This is a genomic window from Agrobacterium sp. V1 (genome assembly GCF_030518355.1).
Classification (GTDB): Bacteria; Pseudomonadota; Alphaproteobacteria; order Rhizobiales; family Rhizobiaceae; genus Agrobacterium; species Agrobacterium cucumeris.
On sequence record NZ_JAULSF010000002.1, the window covers coordinates 1624544 to 1649808 of the forward strand.

Consider the following 25265-nt stretch of genomic DNA (forward strand, 5'->3'; position numbering starts at 1 on the left):
GCAATTTTGCGTGATACGCCGATATAATATGCATGACGGGAAGAGATTTGATGAATTTTTAGAGCGCGAACGACCGATCACCGGCAGTTCGCGCTTATACTTTTCCGCAGGGCATCTGCCGCTCAGTCATCAGCGGGCAATTGGCCTGATCGTTATTGCGGCATCAGAATCTGCAGCTTCACATCCGTATCCCGTGCCTCCACCGCACGATCAAAACCGGCGATGCTGTCTTCGAAGGGAATGGTTGCGGAAATAAGCGGCTTCAGGTCGACCTTGCCGGATGCGATGAGGGCAACTGCCCGGTCATAGACGTTGGCGTAACGGAAAACCGTCTCGACCCGAAGCTCCTTGGCCTGCAGGCCAACAATATCGACCGGCACCGGATCAACCGGCATGCCGACAAGCACGATTGCACCGCCGGGCCGCGCCAGTTTCGCCATGCCGAGCACGGCGGGTGCAGCGCCCGAGCATTCAAAGACGATGTCGCAGCCCCAGCCGTCCGTAGCAGCGGCCACGGCGTCGGCAAGATTACGCTCGCGGATATTGACGGTCTCGATACCGTCATAAGCAGCGATGATATCAAGCTTCGGCTGGGCGAGATCGGCAACGATGACCTTGGCGCAACCACCGGCAAGTGCTGCCAGCGCCACCATCATGCCGATCGGGCCGGCACCGGTGACGACGGCGACATCGCCCGGCTGGATGCGCGCTCTGAGTGCCGCCTGCATGCCGATGGCGAAGGGTTCCACCATGGCGCCTTCGGCAAAGGACACATTATCCGGCAGCTTGTAGGTGAAGGCGGCGGGGTGGATGACCTCAGGCGTGAGGCAACCATGGATCGGCGGCGTCGCCCAGAAGTGAACGGCGGGATCGACGTTGTAGATGCCGAGCTTGGATGCGCGCGACGTCGGATCGGGAATGCCAGGCTCCATGCAGACACGGTCACCGGCCTTCAGATGCGTCACCTCGGCACCGGTTTCGATGACCGTTCCCGACGCCTCATGGCCGAGCACCATGGGAGCATTGACGATGAAATGGCCAATCTTGCCGTGAGTATAATAATGGACATCCGAGCCGCAGATGCCGACCGTATGGGTGCGGATGCGCACATCCTTCGGTCCGAGTTCACCCGAAATGTCAAAATCCCTGAGCAAGAGCTTGCCTTTTTCTTCCAGCACCAGTGCTTTCATCTCATTCTCCATGGTTTGCGATACGCCTGGCAGCGAGTTCAATCAGCGTGATGGCGTGCAACTTCGGCAAAAGTAAACAGAAATCCGCCGGATCGGCCGGTTTTTCTTCGCGAGGGAAAAACTGTATCGAGGCGCCCGCGATTTCTCATCACCGGCCGGGCGTTATGGCTTTTCCAGAGCGGAAAACAGGACGTGATTCGTCTGCCCATGCCGGGGCGTTGCCTTCCCTGAAGGCCTGACGAACCACCCCGCCCTAGAGCTTCTCACCCGGCAACCGGCTTGCCTGTTTCACCCACTCAGCGAACTGCGCCTCATCGAAAGCGCCCTCGTGAATATCGAGGTAGCGAACCTTCGGCTGCTTCGACGCACCGGGCGGTGGCGGCTCCAGGGACGCACCGTTGAAGAAACTAACTTTGATATATCTGGCAAAACAGTGAAGGCCGAGGAACCAGACGCCATCCTCCATGCCGTAGAGAGGCGAGTTCCACTTCACGGCCTTGCGCACGCCGGGCACCAGTTTTTCAATCAAGATGTCGATCCGCGCTCCGACCGGGCTTTTCCACCCCGGCATGGCGGCAATATAGGCCTGCACCGGTGCATCGCCATACCCCTTGGCAATCTGCGGATTGCCGCCTGAAAGAAGTTTCGGTGTGACAGCGGACGGCTTGGCCTCCGCGATCTTGACTGCTTTTTCCGGTTTCTTTTCAGCCATTGCGGGCCCCCAATGTTATGCAGTTTCCTGCCGATTTCGCAGGTGTGGGGAAAGCCTGCCACAAAAAGCGACCGCAGTAAAAAAACTATATTTTGTCTACGCCTTTCGCTTCCCGCGCCGGAGGGCATGTTCGAAGCCAGGTTGCAGGCGACACACCCCGATCTGCCGGCATGGTGATCGAAACAAGGGGCACGACCGTGCCAGTCACCCCGACTGGCACACCGTTCGATAGATCTAAAACCCGTGGCTTATAGGTACTCTCAGGCGCGGAGCGCGGCTGCGGGAGACTGGCGGTAGGCAAGCAGCGCGGGTATCGCGGCCAGAACAGCGGCAAAACCCAGCAGGAAAAGCGCAAGGCGCAAATCTTCGCGGGTGAAGCCAACAGGCAGGATCACGCCACTTTTCGCGGTAAACAGCTGCGCGCCGATATGGGCAGCGCCCAGCCCGAGCAGAAAACCGATGCCGACACCAAGCGCCACCAGAAAGAAAAGCTCCAGCCAGACGATGGCAAAGACCGAGCCACGGGGCGCGCCGAATGCCCGCAATGCGCCGATCTGCCTGCGCCGTTGTCCGACATGGATCACCGTTACCAGCATCAACGCTGCCGCCACCAATCCCTGCGAACCGGCAGCGACCGCCCCCAGAACCATCTTGGCATCACCAAGCGTGGCATAAAGACTGGTCAGTACTTCGCCCGGGAAAACGCCAAGCGTGTTGCCGCTGCGATATTCCTGTCTCAGCCGATAGGCATCGGCAATCGTCTTCGGTTTGACGAGAATGGCCGGCAGGCCGGGCATGTTTTCGCCAAAGGTCTCCACGATCGGCGCATCGGGATCGATGCTGCCATGATGATCGGACTCGGCATGCCCCGGAGAAGCGCCGGGCACGAGAGTAGCTTTTGGCTCCTGCGGCGTGCCGATCTGAATAATGGCATCGGCGTGGCCGGCCTCACCTTCGACATGCGAGTTACCATCCTCATGATGTGCCCCGCCTTCATGGGCGTGATCATGGCCATCCTCGTGATGCCCCTCATCATGCGCGGCCGCGTGGCCTTCCCCATGGCTCTCACCATGATCCTCCTGCTCGCCCTCGTCATGATCATGGCCATGTTCCTGGCCAAGACCATGGACGTGCCACACAGCCTGAATGGGAACGAGAATGGCGCGATCCCAGGGGGTGCCGGTCGGCTGCAGCTTGCCGACGGCCTTGTAGACGATCTCCGTATGGGTGCGGCCGCCAGTTTCGGCGGTGCCATGCATCGGCTTGATCTCGGCGCCAACGGAGATGTTGACGGCAGCGCCCAGAAGCGCTTCGCCTTCCAAAGCAAACATCCTGCCCTCGGCAAAGCCCGGCGTGGTGTTACTGACGAGGCTCGTCGTCGTGCCGACAATGGGATAGCCGGCAAAAGAATCGCCAAATCCGACAGGAGCGGCCCATGCAACACGCGGATCCGCGGCAAGCCGGGTGAGGACGGCGCCATCCACCAGCGGCAATGGCGCCGCCTGCAGGAAGATGGATGAAAGGATCAACTGTGTTTCGCTGCCAGCAGCACCAACGACAAGGTCGAATTTATCGGCAGCACGGGCGCTGCCGAGGCGCAAAGACCGTTCCTGCAACGTGACCGCCACACCAAGCGCAGTGGCCAGCGCCACCAGCAGAACCACGACGGCCCCGCCCAGCCACAGGCGACGCAGGTCGGCAAGGATGAAACCGATCATGCTGCGATCTCCTTCCGCTCAGTATCGGCAACGACACGGCCGCCACTGAGGGTCAGGCGCCGGTCAAGGCGACCGATCAGATGTTGATCGTGGCTCGCGACAATCAGCGTGCTGCCGGTGCTGGCGGCAACGGCAAGCAGCAAATCGCCGACAGCCTCACCGCTGTCGAGATCGAGGCTGGCCGTCGGTTCGTCGGCAATGATGACACCGGGGCTGCGCAGCAGCGCCCGGGCAATGGCAACACGCTGCATTTCACCCCGCGACATGGTTTCGACATGCTGCCCGGGACGCTTGAGGCCAACGGTCGCAAACAGGGATTCCGCACGCTTTATAAGCTCTGCATTCGCCATACGCGACAGGCGGGCGGGCAACAGGATATTGTCCAGCGCAGAGAGACCGGGAAAAAGATGAAACTCCTGCATGACGAGACCGATATTGGCAGCTCGCCAACGATCGCGACGGCCTTCGGCAAGATCAGCGATGTTCTCGTTCCCCCACACGACGCGGCCGGTCTTAACGCGCTCAAGGCCGGCGATGATGTTGATGAGGGTGCTCTTGCCCGAGCCGGAACCACCCGTCAGCGCCACGTGGCTTCCGGCAGCGATTTCCAGATGGTCGATAACAAGAACCGGAGCCGCCAGTCCGGGAAAGGAGACGGCAAGATTTTCTATCTTCAGAGGCAGCATGGTCTCAAACCGTCGCGTATTCTGCCTGGCGAATGCGCAGGAGACTGACGAAGCCGGTGTCCGGATCGGTCCAGGAACCCGTTTCCAGTGTGCCGCGCACTTCGATCGTCTGGCTGGGCTGGGTAAAGGTCTGTTTTTCGCCGAGATAGACGACGACAATATTGTCCGGCCAGTCCGAATCGGTGGAGCAAAACGGGCAGATCGACATGGGTATTTCGGTGAGCACGAAAAACTGTGCTTCAGCCTTCAGCGGCGGCGCCATGAAGCCGCGCATGGCGACCTCCTTGCCGTTCAGCTGTTTGACCTTCTCGGAAAACTCCAGCCCGAGAACGCTGACCTTGCCATAAAGCTCATCGAAGGTGATGTCGCTTTTCGCCTGCGCACGCGTGCCAGCGGCCAGCAGAGGCAGCCCAGCAATGAGACCAAGGGTCTGGCGGCGATTGAACCGCGCCGGATCAGGCTTGCTCATGACCATTTTCCTTCCTGAAAGGTCTTTCACCGTCAGCCGTCTTGGCCGGCAATGCAGGACCGTAAATGACGGCAAGGGCACGCCATGGTGGCGCGCCCTTACCCCGTTCAGATATTAGTTGGTTTGCTTGGCACCGAGAGCGAAAGCTTCAGCGAGACCCTTGTAGACATCGCTCTGTTCCATGTAACCGCGGAAGCCTTCGGCACCGGGTCCCTCGGCCTGCAGCACGACATCATCAACCGCGTGTACGCCGCTGTCGGAGCTCTTCGGAATGATGCCGGTGACCAGCACGGCACCGGGAACATCCTTGTATTGCTCGTTGGCGATATATTCCTTCTTTTCGTTCTGGATGGCTGGCGCAAACGGGCCATCGAGCTTCGGACGGAAGGTTTCGTAGTGATCCGGACCGTTATTGGCGTTCAGGAACAGGCGACGCGAAACGTCGACCTTGTCCGGATAGCCGTCGCCGTCCTTGTCTTCGTAGTTCGGGAAACCGGCTTCGGCATAGGTGCCGACCTTTTCGCGCATGTCCGTACCGGGCTTGTCATCATCAACAGTGCCGATGATGGAAACGCCGTGGGTATGGTCACCGGTGACGATGATCAGGGTATCGGGGTTCTTGGCCGCAAATTCGCGGGCAACGCCGATGGCCTTGTCGAATTCGATCGTGTCGACGACGGCGCGATCCCAGTCGAGCGGATGCGACATCTTGTCGACGTTCGCCGCTTCGACCATCAGGAAGAAGCCTTCCGGGTTCTTCGACAGATTGTCGAGCGCAACCTTGGTCATTTCAACCAGGCCCGGCTGGTCCGGGAACTTGCCCGTGGTGCCCTTTTTCAGGAACTCGCGGTCAAGCGTGGTATCCATGTTGCCGGTGTGGAACAGGCCGAGGATCTTGCCGGTGTTGGTGCCAGCAGCCGTTGCGAGTTCAGCCTTGCTGGTCGCCAGCGTATAGCCCGCTTCCTTGAACAGGGCGATATAATCCTTGTCGTCCTTACGCTTGGAGCCGGCGGTCGCCTGCGGCAGGAAGTAGGCGGAACCGCCGCCGAGAAGCACATCCGGCTTCACGTCGAACAGCATGCCGTTAATGTCGGCCTTGTCGCCACGCTTGCGGGTATGGGCAACAACGGCAGCCGGCGTCGCATCCTGCAGTTCGGCGGTGGAGATGATGCCGATCGACTTCTTGGTCTGGCGGCGCAGGGCTTCAGCCAGCGTTTCGACCTTCGGATCGTCAAGCGAAGCCGGAGTACGGTCGGCATAAACGCCGATAGCGTTCACGGCAGTCTTGTGGCCGGTCATGTAGGCCGACATGGTGTTGGCGCTGTCGGTGGCGACGGCGTCGGTGGCGGAGGTGCCGATGAAGGCAACCGGCGGCACGTCATCCATGTTGAGACGACCATTGGCCTTACCCTCGGTCATGCCCTTGGACATGATACGGGCGGCAGTGCGATGGGCGACTGACAGACCATCGGCAATCAGGAAGATCACATTCTTGGCCTTCGCCTGGGCAGGCGTGCCATAAACCGTCCAGGTGACGTTCTTGGTCTCGGAACCGGCCGAAACTTCAACCTTGTAGTCACCGGCATTGGCGAGCGTGATGCCGCGCAGGATGACGGCCGAACCAAGAACCTTGTCCTTGTTCTTCTCTTCGGCAACGAACTCGACGTCCTTGCCGAGAACAGCCTTGTAATCCTGGCCATTGACGGTGATCTTGACGTCTTCCGGCTTTACGACGGCGTCGAATTCCGCTTTGAAATCAAATGGTGAACCGGTCAGGATCGTAGCACGATCAAGCGGATAGACCTCGGCAGCCTGAGCGGCGCCGGCAAGAAAGGTCGTAGCGACCAAAGCAGCAACAATTTTGCGCATATTCCCCTCACGAGACATGTGAAAACCACAACCTCTCCTAGACCCGCCATATGACAGTTGGATGACTTGCTGATTGCCATGTCGTGAAAGCTTGCGCTGACGGGGAAGCTGTTAGGCGGTGCTCAACACGCCGCCGCTCTCCCTTCAATCGAGAGGTCCCGCCTGAACGGACGCGCATCAGCCTTTCTGAATGCGCAACCCTTCAAGCAAGGTTCGGAAGCTCTCAACCGCCCGTTTGGAAGTCGTCTCAGGATCGTCAGAATTGGCGATCCACTGGGCGGCGCTGCTGCTTGCCGCGTTGATAAAACGGGCACACGCCTCCGGGTCAATATCGGTGATCGTCCCTTCCTGCTTCAGCACATCAAGGCTTCGCGCGACGGCGGAGATACAGCCATTGGCATTTGGCCAGCGGGAGGGATCACCGAGCACGGCCGGTCCATCGCGAAACATGATCCGCTGGATTTCCGGCTCAAGCGCCATGCGGACATAACCGACATTCTCATCGATGAAACCGTCCCACCGGGTCGCGGCTTTCGACGAGATCTCACAGAGCCTTTTCGTCATCTCCGCGTCAATCTCGGCGACAACCGCCAGCAGCAAGCCCTTTTTATCACCGAAATGGTGATAGAGCGCGCCACGGGTCAGCCCCGCCTCGGCGGTGAAGTCGTCCATCGACGCTTCGGCATAACCAATGCTGCCAAATGCCTTGCGACCGGCGGACAGCAGCTTTGCCCGTGTCTCGGCAATCATTTCACTGCGGGGTTTGCGCATTTTTTCTCCGTAGTCCACATACATTACGTATATTAGTTGACATACGCGACGTATGCAATTATCTCATTCACATACGCCACGTATGTGTGTGGTAGATACTCCCTGAACAAGGTGCATCCCGATGTCTAATCCATACAGAGAAATTTTTAGGGCCCCGGGCGCGAAGGGCTTTTCCGCCGCGGGCTTCTTTGCCCGCCTGCCAATTGCGATGGCGCCGATCGGCATCGTCGCCATGCTTTCGCAGACCCATGGCGAATATTGGCTTGCCGGCGCCGTCTCGGCAACCTTCGCGCTCACCAATGCGGCTGCGGCACCGCAGATCTCCCGCCTGGTGGATCGCAAGGGCCAGAGCAGTGTCCTCATCCCGGCCACCATCATATCGGTCATCGCCTTTGTGGTTCTGATCCTCGCCACGAACCAGAGGTGGCCGGTCTGGACCCTGTTCCTTTCAGCCTTCCTTGCCGCCGCCATGCCCAGCATCCCCGCCATGATGCGGGCCCGCTGGACGGAAATCTTCCGCGACCGGCCAGAGCTAAACACGGCCTTTGCCTTTGAATCCGCCGCCGATGAGCTGGTTTATATTTCCGGCGCATCGCTTTCCGTCGGGCTTGCGGTCTCGCTCTTTCCGGAAGCGGGCATGATGATCAGCACGGCCTCATTGGCACTCGGCACCTTTGCCTTCCTGCTGCAGCGCTCGACAGAACCCAAGGTGCGCCCGGTGGAAGGCGGCAAACGGCAGCAATCGGCCATACGGCTGCGGCCGGTCCAGATCATCACACTCGCCCTGATCTTTGTGGGCTCGACCTTCGCCACGGCCGAGGTAAGCGCTGTGGCCATCACCAAACAGCTCGGCCAGCCGGAAGCCGCCAGCCTTGTCATCGGTGTCTATGCCATCGGCTCTTTCGTTGTTGGCCTGCTGCTTGGCGCGATAAATCCAAAAATGCCGTTGCAACGGCAATTGCTGATCGCCGTCAGCGTCCTTGCGCTTACCGCGCTGCCGCTTCTCTTTGCCACCACAACCGTTGCCCTGCTCGCCTTTGCGGTTTTCCTCAGCGGCGTTGCAATCTCGCCCATCTTCATCACCGCATTCGGCCTTATTGAGCGCCGCGTGCCGGAATCGATGCTGACGGAAGGCGTGACCTGGGTGATGACCGGCATCGGTATCGGCATGGCGCTCGGCGCTTTCATCTCCGGCTGGGTCATCGATAATTTCGGCGCCACCAACGGCTTCTGGATGTCCGTTGTTGCCAGCCTTTCGACAGTCGCCATCATTGGCCTCGGTCAGCGCAGCCTTTCCGGAGAGCAGAGACCCTCCGACCCGGCATGTGCGGCACAGCCCGCCGAATAATATCGGCAAGCACCCGGTAAACATGGTAATAGCGGCAAACCAGCTGGCATTGTCATGCCCACAAGGCGCTTTTAGCCGCCGCTGAAACTCCCTTCAAAATCAAGACCCTTGTACCGGAGCGATCAAAAGATCGCTCCGGTTTTTCGATGTGGCGCTCACCAACCGATCATTCGCGCTTGACTCTCAAAAACACAATAGATATGTCAATACACAATCTGATATCTCAGTTTGGTAATTGATATGTCTAACGCTCTTGAGTTTCCATCGCTGCCATTGTCCGAACTCGTCACCCCGCGAGACTTGCCGGCTGATGGAAACATGACAAACCGGATCCATGCCCTGCTTCGCAAACTGATTGTCGAAGTGAAGCTGCTTCCCGGGCGCGCATTGTCGGAAAAGGAAATCGCAGCGCTCCTGCATGTCAGCAAGACGCCGGTGCGCGAGGCGATCATTCGCCTTTCCGAAGAAGGTTTCGTAACCGTCGTGCCGCAGGGCGGCACCTATATCTCGCCCATCGACGTGCAGCGTTACATGGAAGCCTGCTTCATCCGGTTCAAGCTGGAAGAGGGCGCCGTCATCGAGGCAACCAAGCGGCACTCGCTGGAAGACATCGCCCGTCTGAAAACCTGCATTTCCCAGCAGCGCACCGCTGCCGAGGACGAGGAATTCACGGATTTCTTCCTGCTGGACGAGGAATTTCACCGCACCATCTTCGCCGCAGCCCGCCTTCCCGGCGCCTGGAGCGTCGTCAATCAGGCGAAAGGCGAAATGGACCGGATGCGCCATCTGAAGCGCGTTTTTGCGGTTCGTCGCACTGAAAAGGTGATCGAGGAACACGAAGCGATCGTGAGCGCCATCGAGTCGGGCGATATCGAGGCCGCACGCGAAGCCGTCCAGCGCCATCTCGGATCACTCGAAACCAAGATCGCAGAACTCTCCAAGAACCCGAAGATCTGGACCTTCATCGAGCAGGTCAACACGCGCGTCACGAGGAAGCGCGCCTCACGGGGGTCGAAGACGCCTGACTGAACATTCAAGGCTTTTGAGGAGGGGCCTTTCATGTCTGCAGTTCAAATCAACGACGTCGTCAAGCGCTATGGCGCCCTCGAAGTCGTCCACGGTATCAATCTTTCCATACAGCCGCAGGAATTCGTTGTCCTCGTTGGTCCTTCGGGATGCGGAAAATCCACCACGCTGCGTATGCTCGCCGGACTGGAGGACATCTCGGACGGCACCGTTTCGATGGACGGCCGGGTGGTCAACAAGGTCGCACCGAAAGACCGCGATGTCGCCATGGTATTCCAGAACTATGCGCTCTACCCTCATCTGAGCGTGGCCGAGAACATCGCGTTCGGCCTGCGCGTCAGGGGTGAGAAGCGGGCCGTCGTCGACAAGGCCGTTGCGGAAGCCGCACAGATATTGGGGCTTACCGAATATCTGGCCCGCAAGCCGGCCGATCTTTCCGGCGGCCAGCGCCAGCGCGTCGCCATGGGCCGCGCCATCGTGCGCCGGCCGAAAATCTTCCTGTTCGACGAACCCCTCTCCAATCTCGATGCCAAGCTGCGCACCCATATGCGCGCCGAGATCAAGCTGCTGCACAAGCGGATGCAGGCCACCAGCATCTATGTCACCCACGACCAGGTGGAGGCGATGACGCTGGCCGACCGCATCGTCATCATGAATGGCGGTCATATCGAGCAGGTCGGCTCGCCGATGGAAGTTTTCCTCGAACCGGCGAACACATTTGTCGCAAGCTTCATAGGCTCGCCGCCGATGAACCTTCTGGACGGGACGATCGAAAGCCTTGATGGCCGTGTCACCGCTGTCCTGAGCGGCGGCTCCGGGCAGCGCTTCAACATTCCCGATGCCTTCGCGAAGAACGCAACGCAAGGACAGGCCGTCAAGCTCGGTGTGCGGCCGGAAATCATGTCGGTGGAGGCTGGCGAGGGCCGCGATGTTCTAAATTGCAGCATCGACCTCGTGGAGCCTCTGGGCGCTGAAGCGCTGCTGCACGGGAAGGCCGATGGCCAGCCATTCATCGCCAAAGCCGAAACGCTTTACGGCGACCATGCCCTCAACGGCGTCAACCAGCTTTCCATCGATACCGCACGCGTCCACGTCTTTGATGCGGCGACCGGGAGATCGCTCAAAACCCGGGATGGAGCGCGGCCATGAAACAGGATTTTCAGGGGCGCCTTCACGACCTTCAGGAAGACATGCGCCGCGACTGGCAGCTCTACCTCCTGCTCGCGCCAATGCTCATCTGGTTTGCGGTTTTCCTTTACAAACCCATGTATGGGTTGGTCATCGCATTCCAGGATTTCTCGATCTTTCGCGGCATCGAAAAGAGCCCCTGGGTCGGATTTGCGAATTTCGTGGAGCTTTTCCAGAATGACATGTTCATTCGTTCCTTCTGGAACACCATCACCATCAGCGGCCTTGGCCTGATCTTCGCCTTTCCGGTGCCGATCATTCTGGCCCTGATGTTCAACGAAATTCAAAGCGGCATTGCCCGCAGCTGGGCGCAGACGGTCGTTTACCTGCCGCACTTCATTTCGGTGGTGATCGTCGCCGGCATCGTCATCAATTTCCTCTCGCCATCAATCGGCATCGTCAATCTTATGCTGAAAGGCCTTGGGTTTGAGCCGATCTACTTCCTGACCCAGCCGGAATGGTTCCGTCCCATCTACATTGGCTCGTCGGTCTGGAAAGAGGCAGGCTTCGAATCCATCGTTTATCTCGCCGCCATCGCCGGCGTGAGCCCGACACTTTACGAATCCGCCCGGGTGGACGGCGCGTCGCGCTGGCAGATGATGTGGCGCATCACCCTGCCCTGCATCCTGCCGACAATCGTCATCATGCTGATCATCCGCATCGGCAATCTGGTCGAAGTCGGGTTCGAATATATCATCCTGCTCTATCGGCCTTCCACCTACGAGACGGCGGACGTCGTTTCCACCTTCATCTACCGCACCGGCCTGCAGGGCACCCAATATGATCTGGCGACGGCAGCCGGCCTGTTCAACGCCGTCATCGCCTTCGTCCTCGTCTATTCGGCAAATCGCATCAGCCGAAAAGTCTCGTCGACATCGCTGTGGTGAGGACCTGAAACATGGCAAACTTCAATCTCTATTCCCGCGGCGACAAGATTTTCGGCTGGGCAAACGCCATTCTTCTCGGCCTGTTCGTCCTGTCGACGCTCTATCCCTTCATTTACGTACTGTCGGTCTCGCTCTCCTCGGGCGCTGCCGTCACCGCCGGCCGCGTCACGCTATGGCCCGTCGATGTCACACTTGCCGCCTATGACCGGGTGTTGTCCGACAGGATGTTCTGGGTCGCCTATGGCAACACCTTCATCTACACCTTCGGCGGCACGCTCATGAGCCTGCTGATCATGATCCCCGGAGCCTATGCCCTTTCGCGCAAACGCCTGCGTGGCCGCACCTTCTTCAACATCGCCATCGCATTTACTCTCTGGTTCAACGCCGGCATGATCCCCTTCTTTCTGAACATGCGCGATCTCGGGCTTCTCGACAGCCGCTTCGGCATCATTCTTGGCTTCGCGGCCAATGCGTTCAACGTCATTCTGCTGCGCAATTTTTTCGAAGCCGTGCCGAAATCCTTCGAAGAGGCCGCCAAGATGGATGGCGCCAGCGAATTGCAGCTGCTGTGGAAGGTATTCATTCCACTGTCGAAACCCGCAATCGTCACCGTCGCGCTGTTCTGCATCGTATCGCGCTGGAACGGTTATTTCTGGGCCATGGTGCTGCTGCGCGGCGAGGAAAAAATCCCGCTTCAGGTCTATCTGAAGCGCGTCATCGTCGACCTCAACTCCAATGACGAATTCGCCTCAAGCCTGCTCACCGCCCACTATTCGTTCGAGACGGTGACATCGGCGATCATGATCGCATCGATCATTCCAGTCCTCATCATCTACCCCTACGCGCAGAAGTATTTCACCAAAGGAATTCTGCTGGGTGGGGTCAAAGAGTAGCAGCACAAGGGAGGAGAACCTGTGAGAGCACTACGAAAAGGCGCGCCCCTACTGGCGTTGATGACAGCCGCAACCCTGTCCCTGCCGGCATTGGCACAGGATACGGGCAAGATCACCGAAGACCCGCTGGAACTGACGATCCATTTCCACTTCCGCGACAAATACGTCTATTCGGAAAAATGGCCGGTGGAACAGAAGGCCGCGGAAATCACCAATATTCATGTCCGCAACGTCGCGTCGCTGGCGACCACCAGCAGCCGCGATGCCTTCAATCTTCTGATCGCCTCGGGCAATCTTCCCGATATCGTTGGCGGCGATGCCACCGGCGGCTTGAAGGAAGACTTCATCCGTTACGGGCTGGAGGGCGCGTTCATTCCGCTCGACGAGCTGATCGAGGAAAACGCCCCCAACCTCAAGGCGTTCTTCGATAGCCACAAGGAAATCCGCAACGCCATCTCCGGACCGGACGGCAAGCTTTATTTCATTCCCTATGTGCCTGATGGCAAGTTCTCGCGCGGCTGGTTCATCCGCCAGGACTGGCTCGACAAGCTTGGCCTGAAGCAGCCGGAGACACCGGAGGAGGTCTACGAGGTTTTGAAAGCCTTCCGCGACAAGGACCCCAACGGCAACGGCCTCAAGGATGAGGTGCCTTATTTTGCCCGTGAGGAAATCGATGCCGTCCGCCTCATCAATCTGTGGGACGCCCGCGTTTCGGGATCGGAGCGGTATGGTGACTTTGCCGTTTATGACGGAAAACTGCGTCACCCCTGGGCGGAAGACAATTACAAGACCGGCATTTCCAATGTCGCCAAGTGGTACAAGGAAGGGCTGATCGACAAGGAGATATTCACCCGCGGCGCCCGCTCGCGCGAATATCTCTTGGGCAACAATCTCGGCGGCATGACACATGACTGGTTCGCCAGCACCTCGACCTATAACGACGCCCTGTCGCCAAAGATCGAGGGTTTTGCGCTGAAGCCCATGCTTCCGCCCAAGACGGTTTCAGGTGAACGTTTCGAAGATTCCCGCCGCCTGCGTGTCCAGCCCGTTGGCTGGGCTATTTCGGCGACCAACGAACACCCCGTCGAAACCATCAAATATTTCGACTTCTGGTTCTCGCAGCAGGGCCGCATCCTGTCGAACTTCGGCGTCGAGGGCCTCACTTACGAAATGGTCGACGGCAAACCGCAGTTCAAGAAGGAAATCCTCGATAACAAGGATCCGGTCAATGCCCAGCTATGGGCAGTCGGTGCCGCGATCCCGCGCGGATACTGGATGGATTACGAATATGAGCGCCAGTGGACAAACAAGATCGCGCTTGAAGGCATCGACATGTACGAGAAGTGCAACTGCCTCAAGGACGAGTTCATGGGCGTTTCCCTGAACGCCGAGGAAAAGGCGACCTTCGACCGCTACTGGCCGAGCATCCTCACCTACATGACCGAAATGCAGCAGACCTGGATTCTCGGCGCCCAGGACGTCGATACCGGCTGGGACGCCTACAAAAAGCGCCTCACCGCCCTTGGTTACGACGAGGTCATCAAGATGATGCAATCGGCCTATGACCGCCAGTACAAGGCGGCGCAATAAACCCTCCGACCATGATGGCGGCTTTGTTGCCGCCATCCTTTCCCATCTGTTTTCATAGGAGTTAGAGCGCAATGCGTCCCTCTGCCCCGGCCATCTCCAGACAGACACTTCTCGATGAACCCCGCCCGGGCTCATTGACCATTGGCTACGAGCCGAGCGAAGAAGCACAGCCGACGGAGAACCCTCCGCGCTTTTCATGGCTACCCGATATCGACGACGGCGCGCGTTACGTGCTGCGCATTTCAACCGATCCCGGCTTTGCGGACAAAAAAACGCTCGTCTTCGAAGATCTCGCCTGGAATTTCTTCACACCGGATGAAGCGCTGCCGGAGGGCCACTATCACTGGTGTTACGCGCTTTGGGATCAGAAATCCGCAACAGCGCATTCCAACTGGAGCGCCGTGCGCAGTTTCGAGATCGGTGCCGCACTGCCAAAAACGCCGCTGCCCGGCAGGTCTGCCCGCCACGCCGCCGCGCAAACCAGCCATCCCCGGCTGTGGCTCAACTCCGAGCAATTGAGCGCCTTCACCGATGCCGTTGCGAAGGACCCCAACCATTGCGGCTGGACCGAGTTTTACGAAAAATCGGTTGAACCATGGCTGCAGCGGCCGGTTATGCCGGAACCGCAGCCCTATCCCAACAACATGCGTGTCGCCACGCTCTGGCGGCAGATGTATATAGATTGCCAGGAAGTGATCTATGCGATCCGGCACCTGGCCATCGCCGGCCGTGTGCTCGAGCGTGACGATCTTCTCGATGCATCCCGCACATGGCTGCTGGCCGTCGCCGCCTGGGACCCGAAAGGGGCGACCTCGCGCGCCTATAATGACGAGGCGGGGTTCCGTGTCGTCGTAGCACTCGCCTGGGGTTATGACTGGCTGTACGACCACCTGAGCGAAGACGAACGCAGGACCGTTCGATCCGTTCTTCTCGAACGGACGCGGGAAGTTGCCGATCATGTCATCGCACATGCCCGCATTCACGTCTTTCCCTATGACAGCCATGCGGTGCGTTCGCTCTCGGCTGTGCTGACACCGGCCTGCATCGCGCTTCAGGGCGAAAGCGATGAGGCCGGAGAATGGCTTGATTACACCGTCGAATTCCTCGCCACGCTCTATTCGCCATGGGCCGGAACCGATGGCGGCTGGGCGGAAGGTCCGCATTACTGGATGACAGGCATGGCCTATCTCATCGAGGCCGCCAACCTGATCCGCTCCTATATCGGTTACGACCTTTATCAGCGGCCGTTTTTCCAGAATACCGGCCGCTTCCCGCTTTACACCAAGGCGCCCGGCACCCGTCGCGCCAACTTCGGCGACGACTCCACGCTCGGCGATCTTCCCGGCCTGAAACTCGGCTACAACGTCCGGCAATTCGCCGGCGTCACCGGCAATGGCCACTACCAATGGTATTTCGATCACATCAAGGCCGATGCGACCGGCACTGAAATGGCGTTTTACAATTACGGCTGGTGGGACCTGAACTTCGACGATCTCGTCTATCGCCACGATTACCGGCAGGTGGAAGCCGTGTCGCCCGCCGACTTGCCGGCACTCGCCGTTTTCGATGATATCGGTTGGGCGACCATCCAAAAAGACATGGAAGACCCGGACAAGCATCTGCAATTCGTCTTCAAATCCAGCCCCTATGGCTCACTCAGCCATAGCCACGGCGACCAGAACGCCTTTGTGCTTTATGCCCATGGCGAAGATCTGGCGATCCAGTCCGGTTATTATGTGGCGTTCAATTCGCAGATGCATCTGAACTGGCGGCGTCAGACACGGTCGAAAAACGCCGTGCTGATCGGCGGCAAAGGCCAATATGCGGAAAAGGACAAGGCGCTGGCGCGCCGCGCCGCCGGCCGTATCGTCTCGGTGGAGGAAAAGCCCGGCCATGTTCGCATCGTCGGCGATGCAACCGCCGCCTATCAGGTTGCGAACCCGCTGGTTCAAAAAGTGCTGCGGGAAACCCACTTCGTCAATGACAGCTATTTCGTGATTGTCGACGAGGTGGAATGTTCCGAACCCCAGGAACTGCAATGGCTTTGCCATACGCTCGGAGCCCCGCAGACCGGCAGGTCAAGCTTCCGCTACAATGGCCAGAAGGCCGGTTTCTATGGACAGTTCGTCTATTCTTCGGCAGGCACGCCGCAAATCAGCGCCGTGGAAGGTTTTCCCGATATAGATCCGAAGGAATTCGAAGGGCTCGACATTCACCACCATGTCTGCGCCACGGTTCCGGCCGCCACCCGGCATCGCCTTGTCACCCTTCTCGTGCCTTACAGCCTGAAGGAGCCGAAGCGCATCTTCAGTTTCATCGACGATCAGGGTTTTTCCACCGACATCTACTTCAGCGATGTCGATGACGAGCGTTTCAAGCTCTCTCTCCCCAAGCAGTTCTAATCATACGAGGTTTTCCAATGCAGCGTTTTACCAACAGGACCGTTGTTGTCGCCGGGGCCGGCCGGGATATCGGCCGGGCATGTGCCCTCCGTTTTGCGCAGGAAGGCGCCAATGTCGTTCTCACCTATAATGGTGCGGCAGAAGGCGCGGCCGCGGCCGTCGCCGAAATCGAAAAACTCGGCCGTTCGGCTCTGGCGATCAGAGCGGACCTCACGAAAGCAACCGAGGTGGAGGCGGCCATATCCGCAGCTGCCGACAAATTCGGTGAGATCCATGGCCTCGTCCATGTTGCCGGCGGCCTGATCGCCCGCAAGACAATTGCAGAGATGGATGAAGCCTTCTGGCATCAGGTCCTCGACGTCAATCTGACATCGTTGTTCCTGACGGCGAAGGCCGCATTGCCCAAAATGGCAAAGGGCGGTGCCATCGTCACCTTCTCGTCGCAGGCCGGTCGTGATGGCGGCGGCCCCGGCGCTCTTGCCTATGCCTCCTCCAAGGGTGCCGTGATGACATTCACCCGCGGGCTTGCCAAGGAAGTCGGCCCCGATATCCGCGTCAACGCCGTTTGCCCCGGCATGATCTCAACCACATTCCACGACACCTTTACCAAACCGGAGGTACGCGAACGGGTTGCCGGCGCGACATCGCTCAAGCGCGAAGGGTCGAGCGAAGACGTCGCCGGTCTGGTTGCCTTCCTCGCATCTGACGATGCCGCCTATGTCACCGGCGCCTGCTACGACATTAATGGCGGCGTCCTGTTTTCCTGATATCCCGGTAAAAACCATGTCCGTGTCGTTACCAAGGGCGAGCCGGATTGCCATTCTCGGCACCTCGCTCGTCCAGCAGAACCATATTGGCGACGCCAGCTCGCTTGCCACATCGGCACGCGGCTGGATGAGCTGGGCCGAGGTCCTGTCGCATGGCAGGCTTTGCTGTCCGGTTCACCACGATCCATCCGTGCCGCCCGGCTGGGAGCCGAGTAATCGGCCCGGTGTCAGCCGGTTCTTTTCCGGCCTCAATTTCGGGGTCTCCGGCCAGAAGGCAGTCGAGATCGAGCGGCGATTGCCACGGTTGCTGCAATCGGATTTCGACTTGATCATTGTCGATGCCGGCACCAACGACATGATGGTGGAAACGCGCCAGACGATTGCCGACACGCGGGCAAGGATCGCTTCGGCCCTGCTCGCCGCCGGCAAGACCGTGATCCTCCTTCCCATTCTGGCGCGAAGCGTCGGGAAATGGCCGGCAGGCGGTGCGGAGCGAGCCAAGACGCACTGGATAAACCGGCGGAGCATCGAATTTGCCGCAAACAACGCCAATTGCCATGTCCTCGACTGGAACGCGGCGTGGGTCGATCCCAACAGCGAATTCGGTGAGCCATATCCCGGCTATTCCGATGACGGAACCCATTTTTCCGTAGCTGGCGCCTTTGCCGTCGGAAAATTGCTGGCGGATTATCTCGAAACGATCGTGCCCCGTGCGCCCGCCCGGCTTCTGTCCAAGGATGATCGCTTCGATGCGGTAAACAATCCAGCCGGCAATCTCGCATCGGATCTTTCGGCCCGGATCATTGCCGAAAAAGGTGAGGAGAACCATCGTCTCGGCGGGCAGCTTGTCCACCCCGGCACCGGCGTCTGGGTGGAAGCGATCTGCGACGTGCAGGTGCCGTCTCATGATGGCGTTCTGGGAATATCGCTGCGGCTGAAAGATGTCGCAGACGAAGGACAGACGGTGACAGCGCTCGCACCGTTCCGCGCCGATGACGGCAGGCTTTTTTCCTTTCCGTCGGCACGGTGGCAAGGCGCGTTAAGGACCCCTCCCCTGAAACTGCGGCCGGGCAAAACACCGCCTGCGCTTTTTCTCGATGTAATCCTGAAGTCCGGTTCGCAACCGATCGAGATCGATGTTTCCAAGATCGACATCCGCCCTATTTCAAATCCGGTGCGCGCATGAAACATTCTCAGACCAAACCACGCCTGCTGATCGCCATGCGCAGCGAGCTTCCGGAAGGTTTTTTCGGTTCGCGCGAGTGGGCGCGGCTGAATGCCATAACGGATATCATTCCGGGTTTTCCCCATATGGATTTCGACACGGCGGAAGGTGCCGAAGCTCTCGCCGAAGCGGATATTCTGCTCGCTGCCTGGGGTACGCCATCCCTCACACGCGAACGACTTTCACGCGCGCCATGGCTGAAAATGCTGGCCTATGCGGCATCATCGGTGCGGATGGTTGCACCCGCAGAGTTCTGGGAGACGTCCGATATTCTCGTCACGACAGCAGCCTCCGCCATGGCCGTGCCGGTTGCCGAATTCACCTATGCGGCGATCATCATGTGCGGCAAGGATGTCTTTCGGCTGCGGGATGAACACAGGGAAGAGCGCGGCACCGGGGTTTTTGGCAGCAGGCGTGGCAAAAGTCTGGCTCATCTCGGAAATCATGCCCGCAAGGTCGGCATTGTCGGTGCCTCACGCATCGGACGTCTGGTGATAGAGATGCTGGCGCGCGGCAAATTTGAGATTGCCGTTTACGATCCCTTTCTCTCAGCGGAAGAAGCAGCTTCCCTCGGCGCGAGGAAAACGGAGTTGGACGAGCTTCTGGCATGGTCCGATGTGGTCTCGCTGCACGCGCCGATCCTGCCGGAAACGCACCATATGATCGGCGCGCGCGAACTGGCGCTGATGGCCGATCATGCCATCTTCATCAACACCGCGCGGGGTTGGCTCGTCGATCACGAGGCATTGCTGGCCGAGGCGCTTTCCGGACGGCTGCGCATCCTGATCGACACGCCCGAACCCGAACCCTTGCCAACGGAAAGCCCGTTTTATGATCTGCCCAATGTCGTGCTCACCCCTCATATAGCCGGGGCGCTGGGCAACGAATTGCGTGCACTTTCCGATCTGGCCATTACCGAGATCGAACGCTTCGTGGCAGGGCTTGCGCCCCTCCACCCGGTCCACAAGCAGGATATGGAGCGTATGGCATGAACGGTTCCAACTATTGTTTCTCGACCCTCGGCTGCTCCGAACTCAGCCTGCATGAGGCGGCCTATCTGGCAAACCGCCACGGCATAACAAGCGTGGAATTGCGCGCACTATCCGGCACCATAGACCTGATCGCCGCGCTCGTTGCCGAGTTCGGCACACCTGCCCGATTTGCGGCCTTCCTGACCGAACGCAGCATCAGAATTGCCGCTCTCAACACATCCATGCGGCTGTTCGGCAGTAGCAGTCTCTCCGAGCTCGCCCCCTTCATCGATTGGGCAGAAGCTGCCAACATCGCCTATCTGCGGATATTCGACGGTGGCAAAAAAGTTGGGTCGGAGGAGCTGGATAGCGCAGCGGCGCTGCTGGACGAGTGGCAAAGTCTGCGGCAATCACGCGGGCTGAATGTCGAGCTGATGATCGAAACCCATGATGCGCTGGCCGATTTCGATCAGCTGCTCGCCTTTCTGGAATACGTGCCGACGACCCGGATATTGTGGGATACACATCATACATGGGCCCGGGGCAGCGATCTCAGAACCCTTTGGCACCACATCGCAAAAAACGTCGTCCATCTGCACGTCAAGGACAGCACGACCGATAGAGACGGAAAACGGCGCTACGTCCTGCCCGGCCAAGGCGACTTTCCGATCGCGGAACTGCTTTCGCTGCTCCAGCCGGACGAACGGAAAATTCCCCTCAGCCTCGAATGGGAACGCCACTGGCACCCCCAACTGCCACCACTGGAAGACGCGCTGAAGGCTGCGCGCCACTGGTGGCGACAAGGAGTTTCTTGATATGCGCATTGCCGAAATCCACCTCACTCCGGTCGCCATTCCCGACCAGCCATTGCTGAATTGCAAGGGTGTCCATCAACCCCATGCGCTGCGCACCATTATCGAAGTCATATGCGACGACGGCACGACCGGGCTTGGGGAAAGTTACGGAAGCATCAAGGCGCTGGACGGGTTGCGCCGCGCCGCGCCAGCCCTCGTCGGCTTGGACCCGTTTCATCTTCACGAACTGAAATCGCGTGTCATCGCGGCCTTGCCGGGCGGTGGCGGCATCAATGCCAAATCGGCTGTCGCCGATCACAAGCTGACGGATGTGGTTGCTTCGGCCTTCGAGGTCCCCTGCCTTGACATACAGGGCAAGCTGCTCGGCCGGCCGGTTTCAGACCTGCTTGGCGGCGCGGTTCGCACAAGCGTACCTTTCAGCGCCTATCTGTTTTTCAAATTTGCAGGCCATATCGGCGAAGCAGCGGATGAATGGGGGGAGGTTCTGACCCCTGACCAGATGGTCGGCGAAGCCCGGAAAATGGTCGACGTCTACGGCTTTCAATCGCTGAAACTGAAGGGCGGCGTGCTGCATCCCGATCTCGAGATCGAGACGATGCTGAAGCTGCGGCAAGCCTTCCCCCATCACCCCCTGAGGATCGATCCCAATGGCGGCTGGACGGTGGAAACGGCCATCTATATTGCCCGCAAGCTTGAAAATATTCTGGAATATCTCGAAGACCCGGTCATCGGCATGGACCAGATGGCGCAGGTGGCGACCGCAACCTCAATCCCGCTCGCCACCAACATGATCGTTCTGGAATTCGACCAGATCGCCGACGCCTTCCGTAAAAATGCGGTGCAGATCGTGCTGTCCGATCACCATTATTGGGGCGGATTGCGCGCTTCGACCCATCTCGCAAAGACGTGCGAGACACTGGGGCTTGGTGTATCCATGCATTCCAATTCCCACCTCGGCATTACCCTTGCTGCAATGGTGCATGTGGCCGCCGCAACGCCGAACCTTAATTTCGATTGTGACACACATTACCCATGGACGGGCGTCGATGTGATCGAGGGCACGCCTTTCACATTCCGAAACGGTCGTCTGGATGTGCCGACAGCGCCCGGACTTGGCGTCAGCCTCAACCGGCAGAAGCTCACCGAACTTGCGGCTCTCTATGAGCAGACCGCGATGAAGGAACGCGACGACACAGCCTACATGAAGCTCTTCGACCCCACCTATGAAAGGCGTGTGCCGCGTTGGTAAGCCTGCATGGCAGAACGCGAGTGGGCGTTTTTTTCGCGCTTACGGCCAACCCCACGCCAGATCAGGATGATCGAAATGCCCCGGTGATGCGTCGAAGCACGGCATTCGCGCCGTCGCCGGTAACCGTCGAAATCATCACGACATCCAGTTTCGGAAGTTCCGGCAGCACTGGGCTCCTGACCTGCCGCACACCGGCGGGGGCTGCACTTTGCGCCAGAAGTGCTATGCCGATCCCGGCTTCGGCCGCGGCTCCGACCGCCGTGGCACCGGTGCCGACAAACACTTCGCGCCAGGGGATATCCGCCGTCTCCAGCGGCCGAAGGGCCATGGTGCGCAAATTGCAGGGTTCGGGTTGAAGTACCAGCGGCAGCGGGGCGTTTGAAGGCAGATCAAAATCCACGCTGCAATACCAGCCAAAGCTCTCCTGAAACAGAAGCTCGCCATCCCGGCGGATATCATCGTGCCGCAGCACGACGATCGCGTCGAGTTCTCCGGCGTCATAGAGGTCAAGCAGGGTTCGTGTGCCGGCCGTCCGAAGATGAAGCGTCACGCTTGTCTCGCGCTCGCTGACCACCCGAAGTATCCGAGGCAGGTCGGCCCCGATCAGATGATGGGTGACGCCGATCGCCAGACGCGTTGGCTCCTGCCCAAAGACATCAAGCGCACGACGACCGGCAGCGACATAGGCCCGTGACGGCTCCAGAAAGCGTTCGCCTGCAGCCGTCAACCGCACGCGGCGTGGCGTCCGTTCGACGAGGCGATGCCCCAGCAGGTCTTCCAGCCGGCGCAAGCGCAGGGATATGGCCGCCTGCGTCGTATTCATCACGCCTGCCACCCGCGTGAACGACTGCAATTCGGCAACGAGAAGAAAAGCCTCGACGGCTTCAGGATCCAATGAGCGCATGGCTTGCATAACAAGCTGTTATCGCTGAAACTTGCAAGCTCATAATTCTGTCGGCTGAACAGAAAGGTTACTGCACGAAAACCCTGATAGGAGCCTTTCGTGTCGTCACAGATTTCTTTGTCCTCGCCCCCGCCCACATCCGCGACCGATCCCCGGATCTGGGCAGTCCTTGCCGTGGCGGTTGGAACACAAACCGCAGGCTCATTCGTATCGCAGGGAATTTACATTCTCGTGCCCTTCTGGCGGGAAGCTTTCGGGGTCTCCCTCGCATCTGCCTCGCTTGCCGTGACCGTCATGAACGGTGTGCAGATCGCGACAATGTTCATGCTCGGCCGTGCCATTGATATTCACGGTGAACGTCGCATCGTCGGCATTGCCATGCTCGACATGGCTATCGCCATGGCCTGCGCTGCGGCATTCGCAGACAGCCTGCCCGCGCTGCTTGTTTGCATCGCGTTTCTTGGCGGCACCTATGCGGCCGTCCAACCGGGCGGCACGCGGGCGATCATGCGCTGGTTCCCGCCTGCCAAACGCGGCATAGCCACAGGGTTCAGACAGGCCGCCGTTCCCTTCGGAACAATGATTGCAGCCGCTCTCCTGCCGTTCATGGCGGTCCGTTATGGGTGGCATACCGCGGCATGGCTTTGCGCCGGTATTTCCATCGCCGGCGCGGCGCTCTTCTGGGGGCTGTATCGTGAGGGGGGCGATTTGGCCGCCAAAACCGAGCGTCCACTGCCTTTGGCAAAACTCGTCCGCATCGTCGGACAGGATCGCAGCTTCTGGCCCGTCTTGCGGCTCGGTATCGCCATGTCCGCGTTTCAATTCACCCTGACCGCACACGCCATCGGCTTCATGGCGGATGGATTGGGCCTCGGCCTCTTTGTCGCTTCTTCGATGTTTGCCGCCACACAGCTTGCGGGCATTCCCGGCCGTATTCTGCTGCCATGGCTCAGCGATCGTTTCCGGCCCGGTCTTCGTGGCCAATCCTTTGGCCTCGTATCCGTCATTGCCGCTGGCGCGGCCACAATCCTGGCACTCCTTCCCGTCGGCACTCCGCCGCTGGTGATCCTCCTGGTGCTCGTCATATTGGGGATATTCGGGATAGGCTGGTTTCCGCTTTATCTTCTGCAGATCGCCGAGAGCGCCCCGAAAGGTTCGATAGCATCGACAATCGCCTTCGCGTCCACGATCTGTCTGGCTGTCATGGCAATTGGCCCATACATATTCGGGCTTTTGGTCGACAGTTTTGGCTATGGGGCAGCATGGGCTGTACTGATCTTGCCGGTGGTTGTGACGGCGCTACCCCTGGCAATCTCGCTGCGCCCCTCGATCTCTCAGATCGGCTCATCGTGAACAAGCTTAACCACAACGTCACTCCAAAAACGTCGCCGGCTGCTTTGACGCAGAATGCGCCTTAAGAAAAGACCTTCAAAACAGCCGACGCGCGCAAGCGCGTCGGCCTTGGTATTTCAGTCGTTCCTGCAGTGCCGCTCTCACCTAAGCGAGATGTTGGTTGAAGAAGCCCGCGATCCTGTCAAACGGGATCTTGTCGGCACGGTCGTAGAGATCGACGTGACTGGCGCCCGGAATGATCACCAGTTCCTTCGGTTCCGCCGCTGCGGCGAAGGCGGTTTCGCTGAAATAGCGGGAATGCGCCTTCTCGCCATGGATAATCATGACCGGACGCGGAGATATCTCGGCGATATAGGTCAGGATCGGCATGTTCATGAAGGATAGCGGCGTCGTCTGCGTCCAGGAATTGCCGGAGTTGACGGCACGCGCATGATAACCGCGCGGCGTCATGTAATAGTCGTGGTAATCGACCAGGAACTGCGCCTCGCCGCCCTTCAATTCATTGTAGCGCGGCTGATAGGCTGGCGTTCCCTTCTCGGCATCCACCCAGCGTTGCCGGCTCATCTGCTCCAGTGCCTGTGTGCGTTGTTCAAGGGTGATGCTGTCATTGTAGCCTTTCGACATGACGCGTGTCATGTCGTACATGGTGCTGGTTACGACTGCCTTCACACGCTTGTCCGCGGCAACGGCGTTCAATGCCATGCCACCCCAGCCGCAAATGCCGATGACGCCGATACGCTCGCGATCGACATAGGATTGCAGGCCGATATAGTCCACCGCCGCACTGAAGTCCTCGGTATTGATATCCGGCGAGGCAACATTGCGGGGCTCGCCACCGCTTTCTCCGGTATAGGACGGATCAAACGCCAGCGTGGCAAACCCGCGCTCCGCCATGGTCTGCGCGTAAAGTCCCGAGGACTGTTCCTTCACGGCACCGAACGGACCGCTGATGACGAGAGCCGCCAATGGCTGGCTTCCACGGTTCTTCGGCAGGTAGAGGTCACCCACCAACGTGATGCCATAACGGTTTTTGAACGAGACCTTCTGATGGTCAACATTGTCGCTCTTCGCGAACACCTTGTCCCAGGCAGCGTTTTGGGCAAAGGCCGGTGTTGTGCCCGCAGCCTGCACCATGCCGATCGCGGCAACGGCGATGCCCGTGGCCTTCATCAGGTTGCGTCTGCCGGCATTGAAAGTCTCGGTCGTTTCAATTTCGTTGGTCATGGGAGGTC

Annotated in this window: 22 protein-coding genes; 13 read left to right on the forward strand and 9 right to left on the reverse strand. The window is 59.3% G+C overall.

Going from position 1 to position 25265, the window contains the following annotated elements:
- Positions 1-152: 152 nt before the first annotated feature.
- From QSV77_RS21305 to QSV77_RS21335, 7 genes are all read right to left on the reverse strand, one after another.
- Positions 153-1190, reverse strand: coding sequence for an NAD(P)-dependent alcohol dehydrogenase (locus QSV77_RS21305; protein WP_302734974.1), 1038 nt, complete (start codon positions 1188-1190; stop codon positions 153-155).
- Between the two features lie 253 nt (positions 1191-1443).
- Positions 1444-1902 carry a DUF1801 domain-containing protein gene (locus tag QSV77_RS21310; protein WP_302734975.1) on the reverse strand — a complete coding sequence of 153 codons (459 nt, stop codon included), beginning with the start codon at positions 1900-1902 and terminating at the stop codon, positions 1444-1446.
- 260 nt (positions 1903-2162) lie between these two features.
- Entirely contained in the window at positions 2163-3620 is a 1458-nt protein-coding gene (locus tag QSV77_RS21315) for an FtsX-like permease family protein (RefSeq protein WP_302734976.1), read from the reverse strand.
- Positions 3617-4306, reverse strand: coding sequence for an ABC transporter ATP-binding protein (locus QSV77_RS21320; protein WP_302734977.1), 690 nt, complete (start codon positions 4304-4306; stop codon positions 3617-3619). Before QSV77_RS21320 ends, QSV77_RS21315 begins: the two co-directional genes overlap by 4 nt.
- A 4-nt stretch (positions 4307-4310) precedes the next feature.
- On the reverse strand, positions 4311-4775 hold the full coding sequence (locus tag QSV77_RS21325; protein WP_052819162.1) for a hypothetical protein: 465 nt from the start codon (positions 4773-4775) through the stop codon (positions 4311-4313).
- 114 nt (positions 4776-4889) lie between these two features.
- Complete coding sequence (locus tag QSV77_RS21330; RefSeq protein ID WP_052819161.1) at positions 4890-6644, reverse strand: alkaline phosphatase; 1755 nt, start codon at positions 6642-6644, stop codon at positions 4890-4892.
- Between the two features lie 177 nt (positions 6645-6821).
- The gene (locus QSV77_RS21335) at positions 6822-7415 is read right to left on the reverse strand and encodes a TetR/AcrR family transcriptional regulator (RefSeq protein WP_302734978.1); all 594 of its coding nucleotides are present in this window, start codon (positions 7413-7415) and stop codon (positions 6822-6824) included.
- A gap of 121 nt (positions 7416-7536) precedes the next feature.
- On the opposite strand from QSV77_RS21335, the gene QSV77_RS21340 reads away from it, so the two are divergent.
- The 12 genes from QSV77_RS21340 to QSV77_RS21395 all read left to right on the forward strand — a co-directional run bounded on the left by QSV77_RS21340 (position 7537) and on the right by QSV77_RS21395 (position 21776).
- Entirely contained in the window at positions 7537-8763 is a 1227-nt protein-coding gene (locus tag QSV77_RS21340) for an MFS transporter (RefSeq protein ID WP_302734979.1), read from the forward strand.
- A 318-nt stretch (positions 8764-9081) separates the two neighbouring features.
- A complete protein-coding gene (locus QSV77_RS21345; RefSeq protein WP_052819159.1) occupies positions 9082-9792 on the forward strand; it encodes a GntR family transcriptional regulator in 711 nt (236 codons plus the stop codon).
- Between the two features lie 30 nt (positions 9793-9822).
- Positions 9823-10938, forward strand: coding sequence for an ABC transporter ATP-binding protein (locus QSV77_RS21350; RefSeq protein ID WP_302734980.1), 1116 nt, complete (start codon positions 9823-9825; stop codon positions 10936-10938).
- Positions 10935-11864 carry a sugar ABC transporter permease gene (locus tag QSV77_RS21355; protein ID WP_302734981.1) on the forward strand — a complete coding sequence of 310 codons (930 nt, stop codon included), beginning with the start codon at positions 10935-10937 and terminating at the stop codon, positions 11862-11864. Before QSV77_RS21350 ends, QSV77_RS21355 begins: the two co-directional genes overlap by 4 nt.
- 11 nt (positions 11865-11875) lie before the next feature.
- The gene (locus QSV77_RS21360) at positions 11876-12757 is read left to right on the forward strand and encodes a carbohydrate ABC transporter permease (RefSeq protein WP_035223884.1); all 882 of its coding nucleotides are present in this window, start codon (positions 11876-11878) and stop codon (positions 12755-12757) included.
- 60 nt (positions 12758-12817) lie between these two features.
- Positions 12818-14347: an extracellular solute-binding protein gene (locus tag QSV77_RS21365; protein WP_302735287.1), complete on the forward strand. Its 1530-nt coding sequence runs from the start codon at positions 12818-12820 to the stop codon at positions 14345-14347.
- Positions 14348-14418: 71 nt separating this feature from the next.
- Positions 14419-16749, forward strand: a complete 2331-nt coding sequence (locus tag QSV77_RS21370; RefSeq protein WP_302734982.1) for an alginate lyase — start codon at positions 14419-14421, stop codon at positions 16747-16749.
- A gap of 17 nt (positions 16750-16766) precedes the next feature.
- The gene (locus QSV77_RS21375; protein WP_302734983.1) at positions 16767-17516 is read left to right on the forward strand and encodes an SDR family NAD(P)-dependent oxidoreductase; all 750 of its coding nucleotides are present in this window, start codon (positions 16767-16769) and stop codon (positions 17514-17516) included.
- Positions 17517-17532: 16 nt separating this feature from the next.
- The gene (locus tag QSV77_RS21380) at positions 17533-18702 is read left to right on the forward strand and encodes an SGNH/GDSL hydrolase family protein (protein WP_302734984.1); all 1170 of its coding nucleotides are present in this window, start codon (positions 17533-17535) and stop codon (positions 18700-18702) included.
- The gene (locus QSV77_RS21385) at positions 18699-19733 is read left to right on the forward strand and encodes a hydroxyacid dehydrogenase (protein WP_302734985.1); all 1035 of its coding nucleotides are present in this window, start codon (positions 18699-18701) and stop codon (positions 19731-19733) included. The genes QSV77_RS21380 and QSV77_RS21385 overlap by 4 nt, the downstream gene beginning before the upstream one ends.
- Entirely contained in the window at positions 19730-20527 is a 798-nt protein-coding gene (locus tag QSV77_RS21390) for a sugar phosphate isomerase/epimerase (protein ID WP_302734986.1), read from the forward strand. The genes QSV77_RS21385 and QSV77_RS21390 overlap by 4 nt, the downstream gene beginning before the upstream one ends.
- Position 20528: 1 nt before the next feature.
- Positions 20529-21776 (forward strand): glucarate dehydratase family protein, encoded by a 1248-nt coding sequence (locus tag QSV77_RS21395; protein WP_302734987.1) that lies wholly within the window; start codon positions 20529-20531, stop codon positions 21774-21776.
- 61 nt (positions 21777-21837) lie between these two features.
- On the opposite strand, the gene QSV77_RS21400 is transcribed toward QSV77_RS21395, so the two are convergent.
- Positions 21838-22689 (reverse strand): LysR family transcriptional regulator, encoded by an 852-nt coding sequence (locus tag QSV77_RS21400; protein ID WP_302734988.1) that lies wholly within the window; start codon positions 22687-22689, stop codon positions 21838-21840.
- 90 nt (positions 22690-22779) lie between these two features.
- Here QSV77_RS21400 and QSV77_RS21405 point away from each other — a divergent pair, with 90 nt between their 5' ends.
- Positions 22780-24033, forward strand: a complete 1254-nt coding sequence (locus QSV77_RS21405) for an MFS transporter (RefSeq protein WP_302734989.1) — start codon at positions 22780-22782, stop codon at positions 24031-24033.
- A gap of 144 nt (positions 24034-24177) precedes the next feature.
- Here QSV77_RS21405 and QSV77_RS21410 read toward each other — a convergent pair whose 3' ends face one another.
- On the reverse strand, positions 24178-25257 hold the full coding sequence (locus tag QSV77_RS21410) for an alpha/beta hydrolase (protein ID WP_302734990.1): 1080 nt from the start codon (positions 25255-25257) through the stop codon (positions 24178-24180).
- Between the last annotated feature and the right edge of the window lie 8 nt (positions 25258-25265).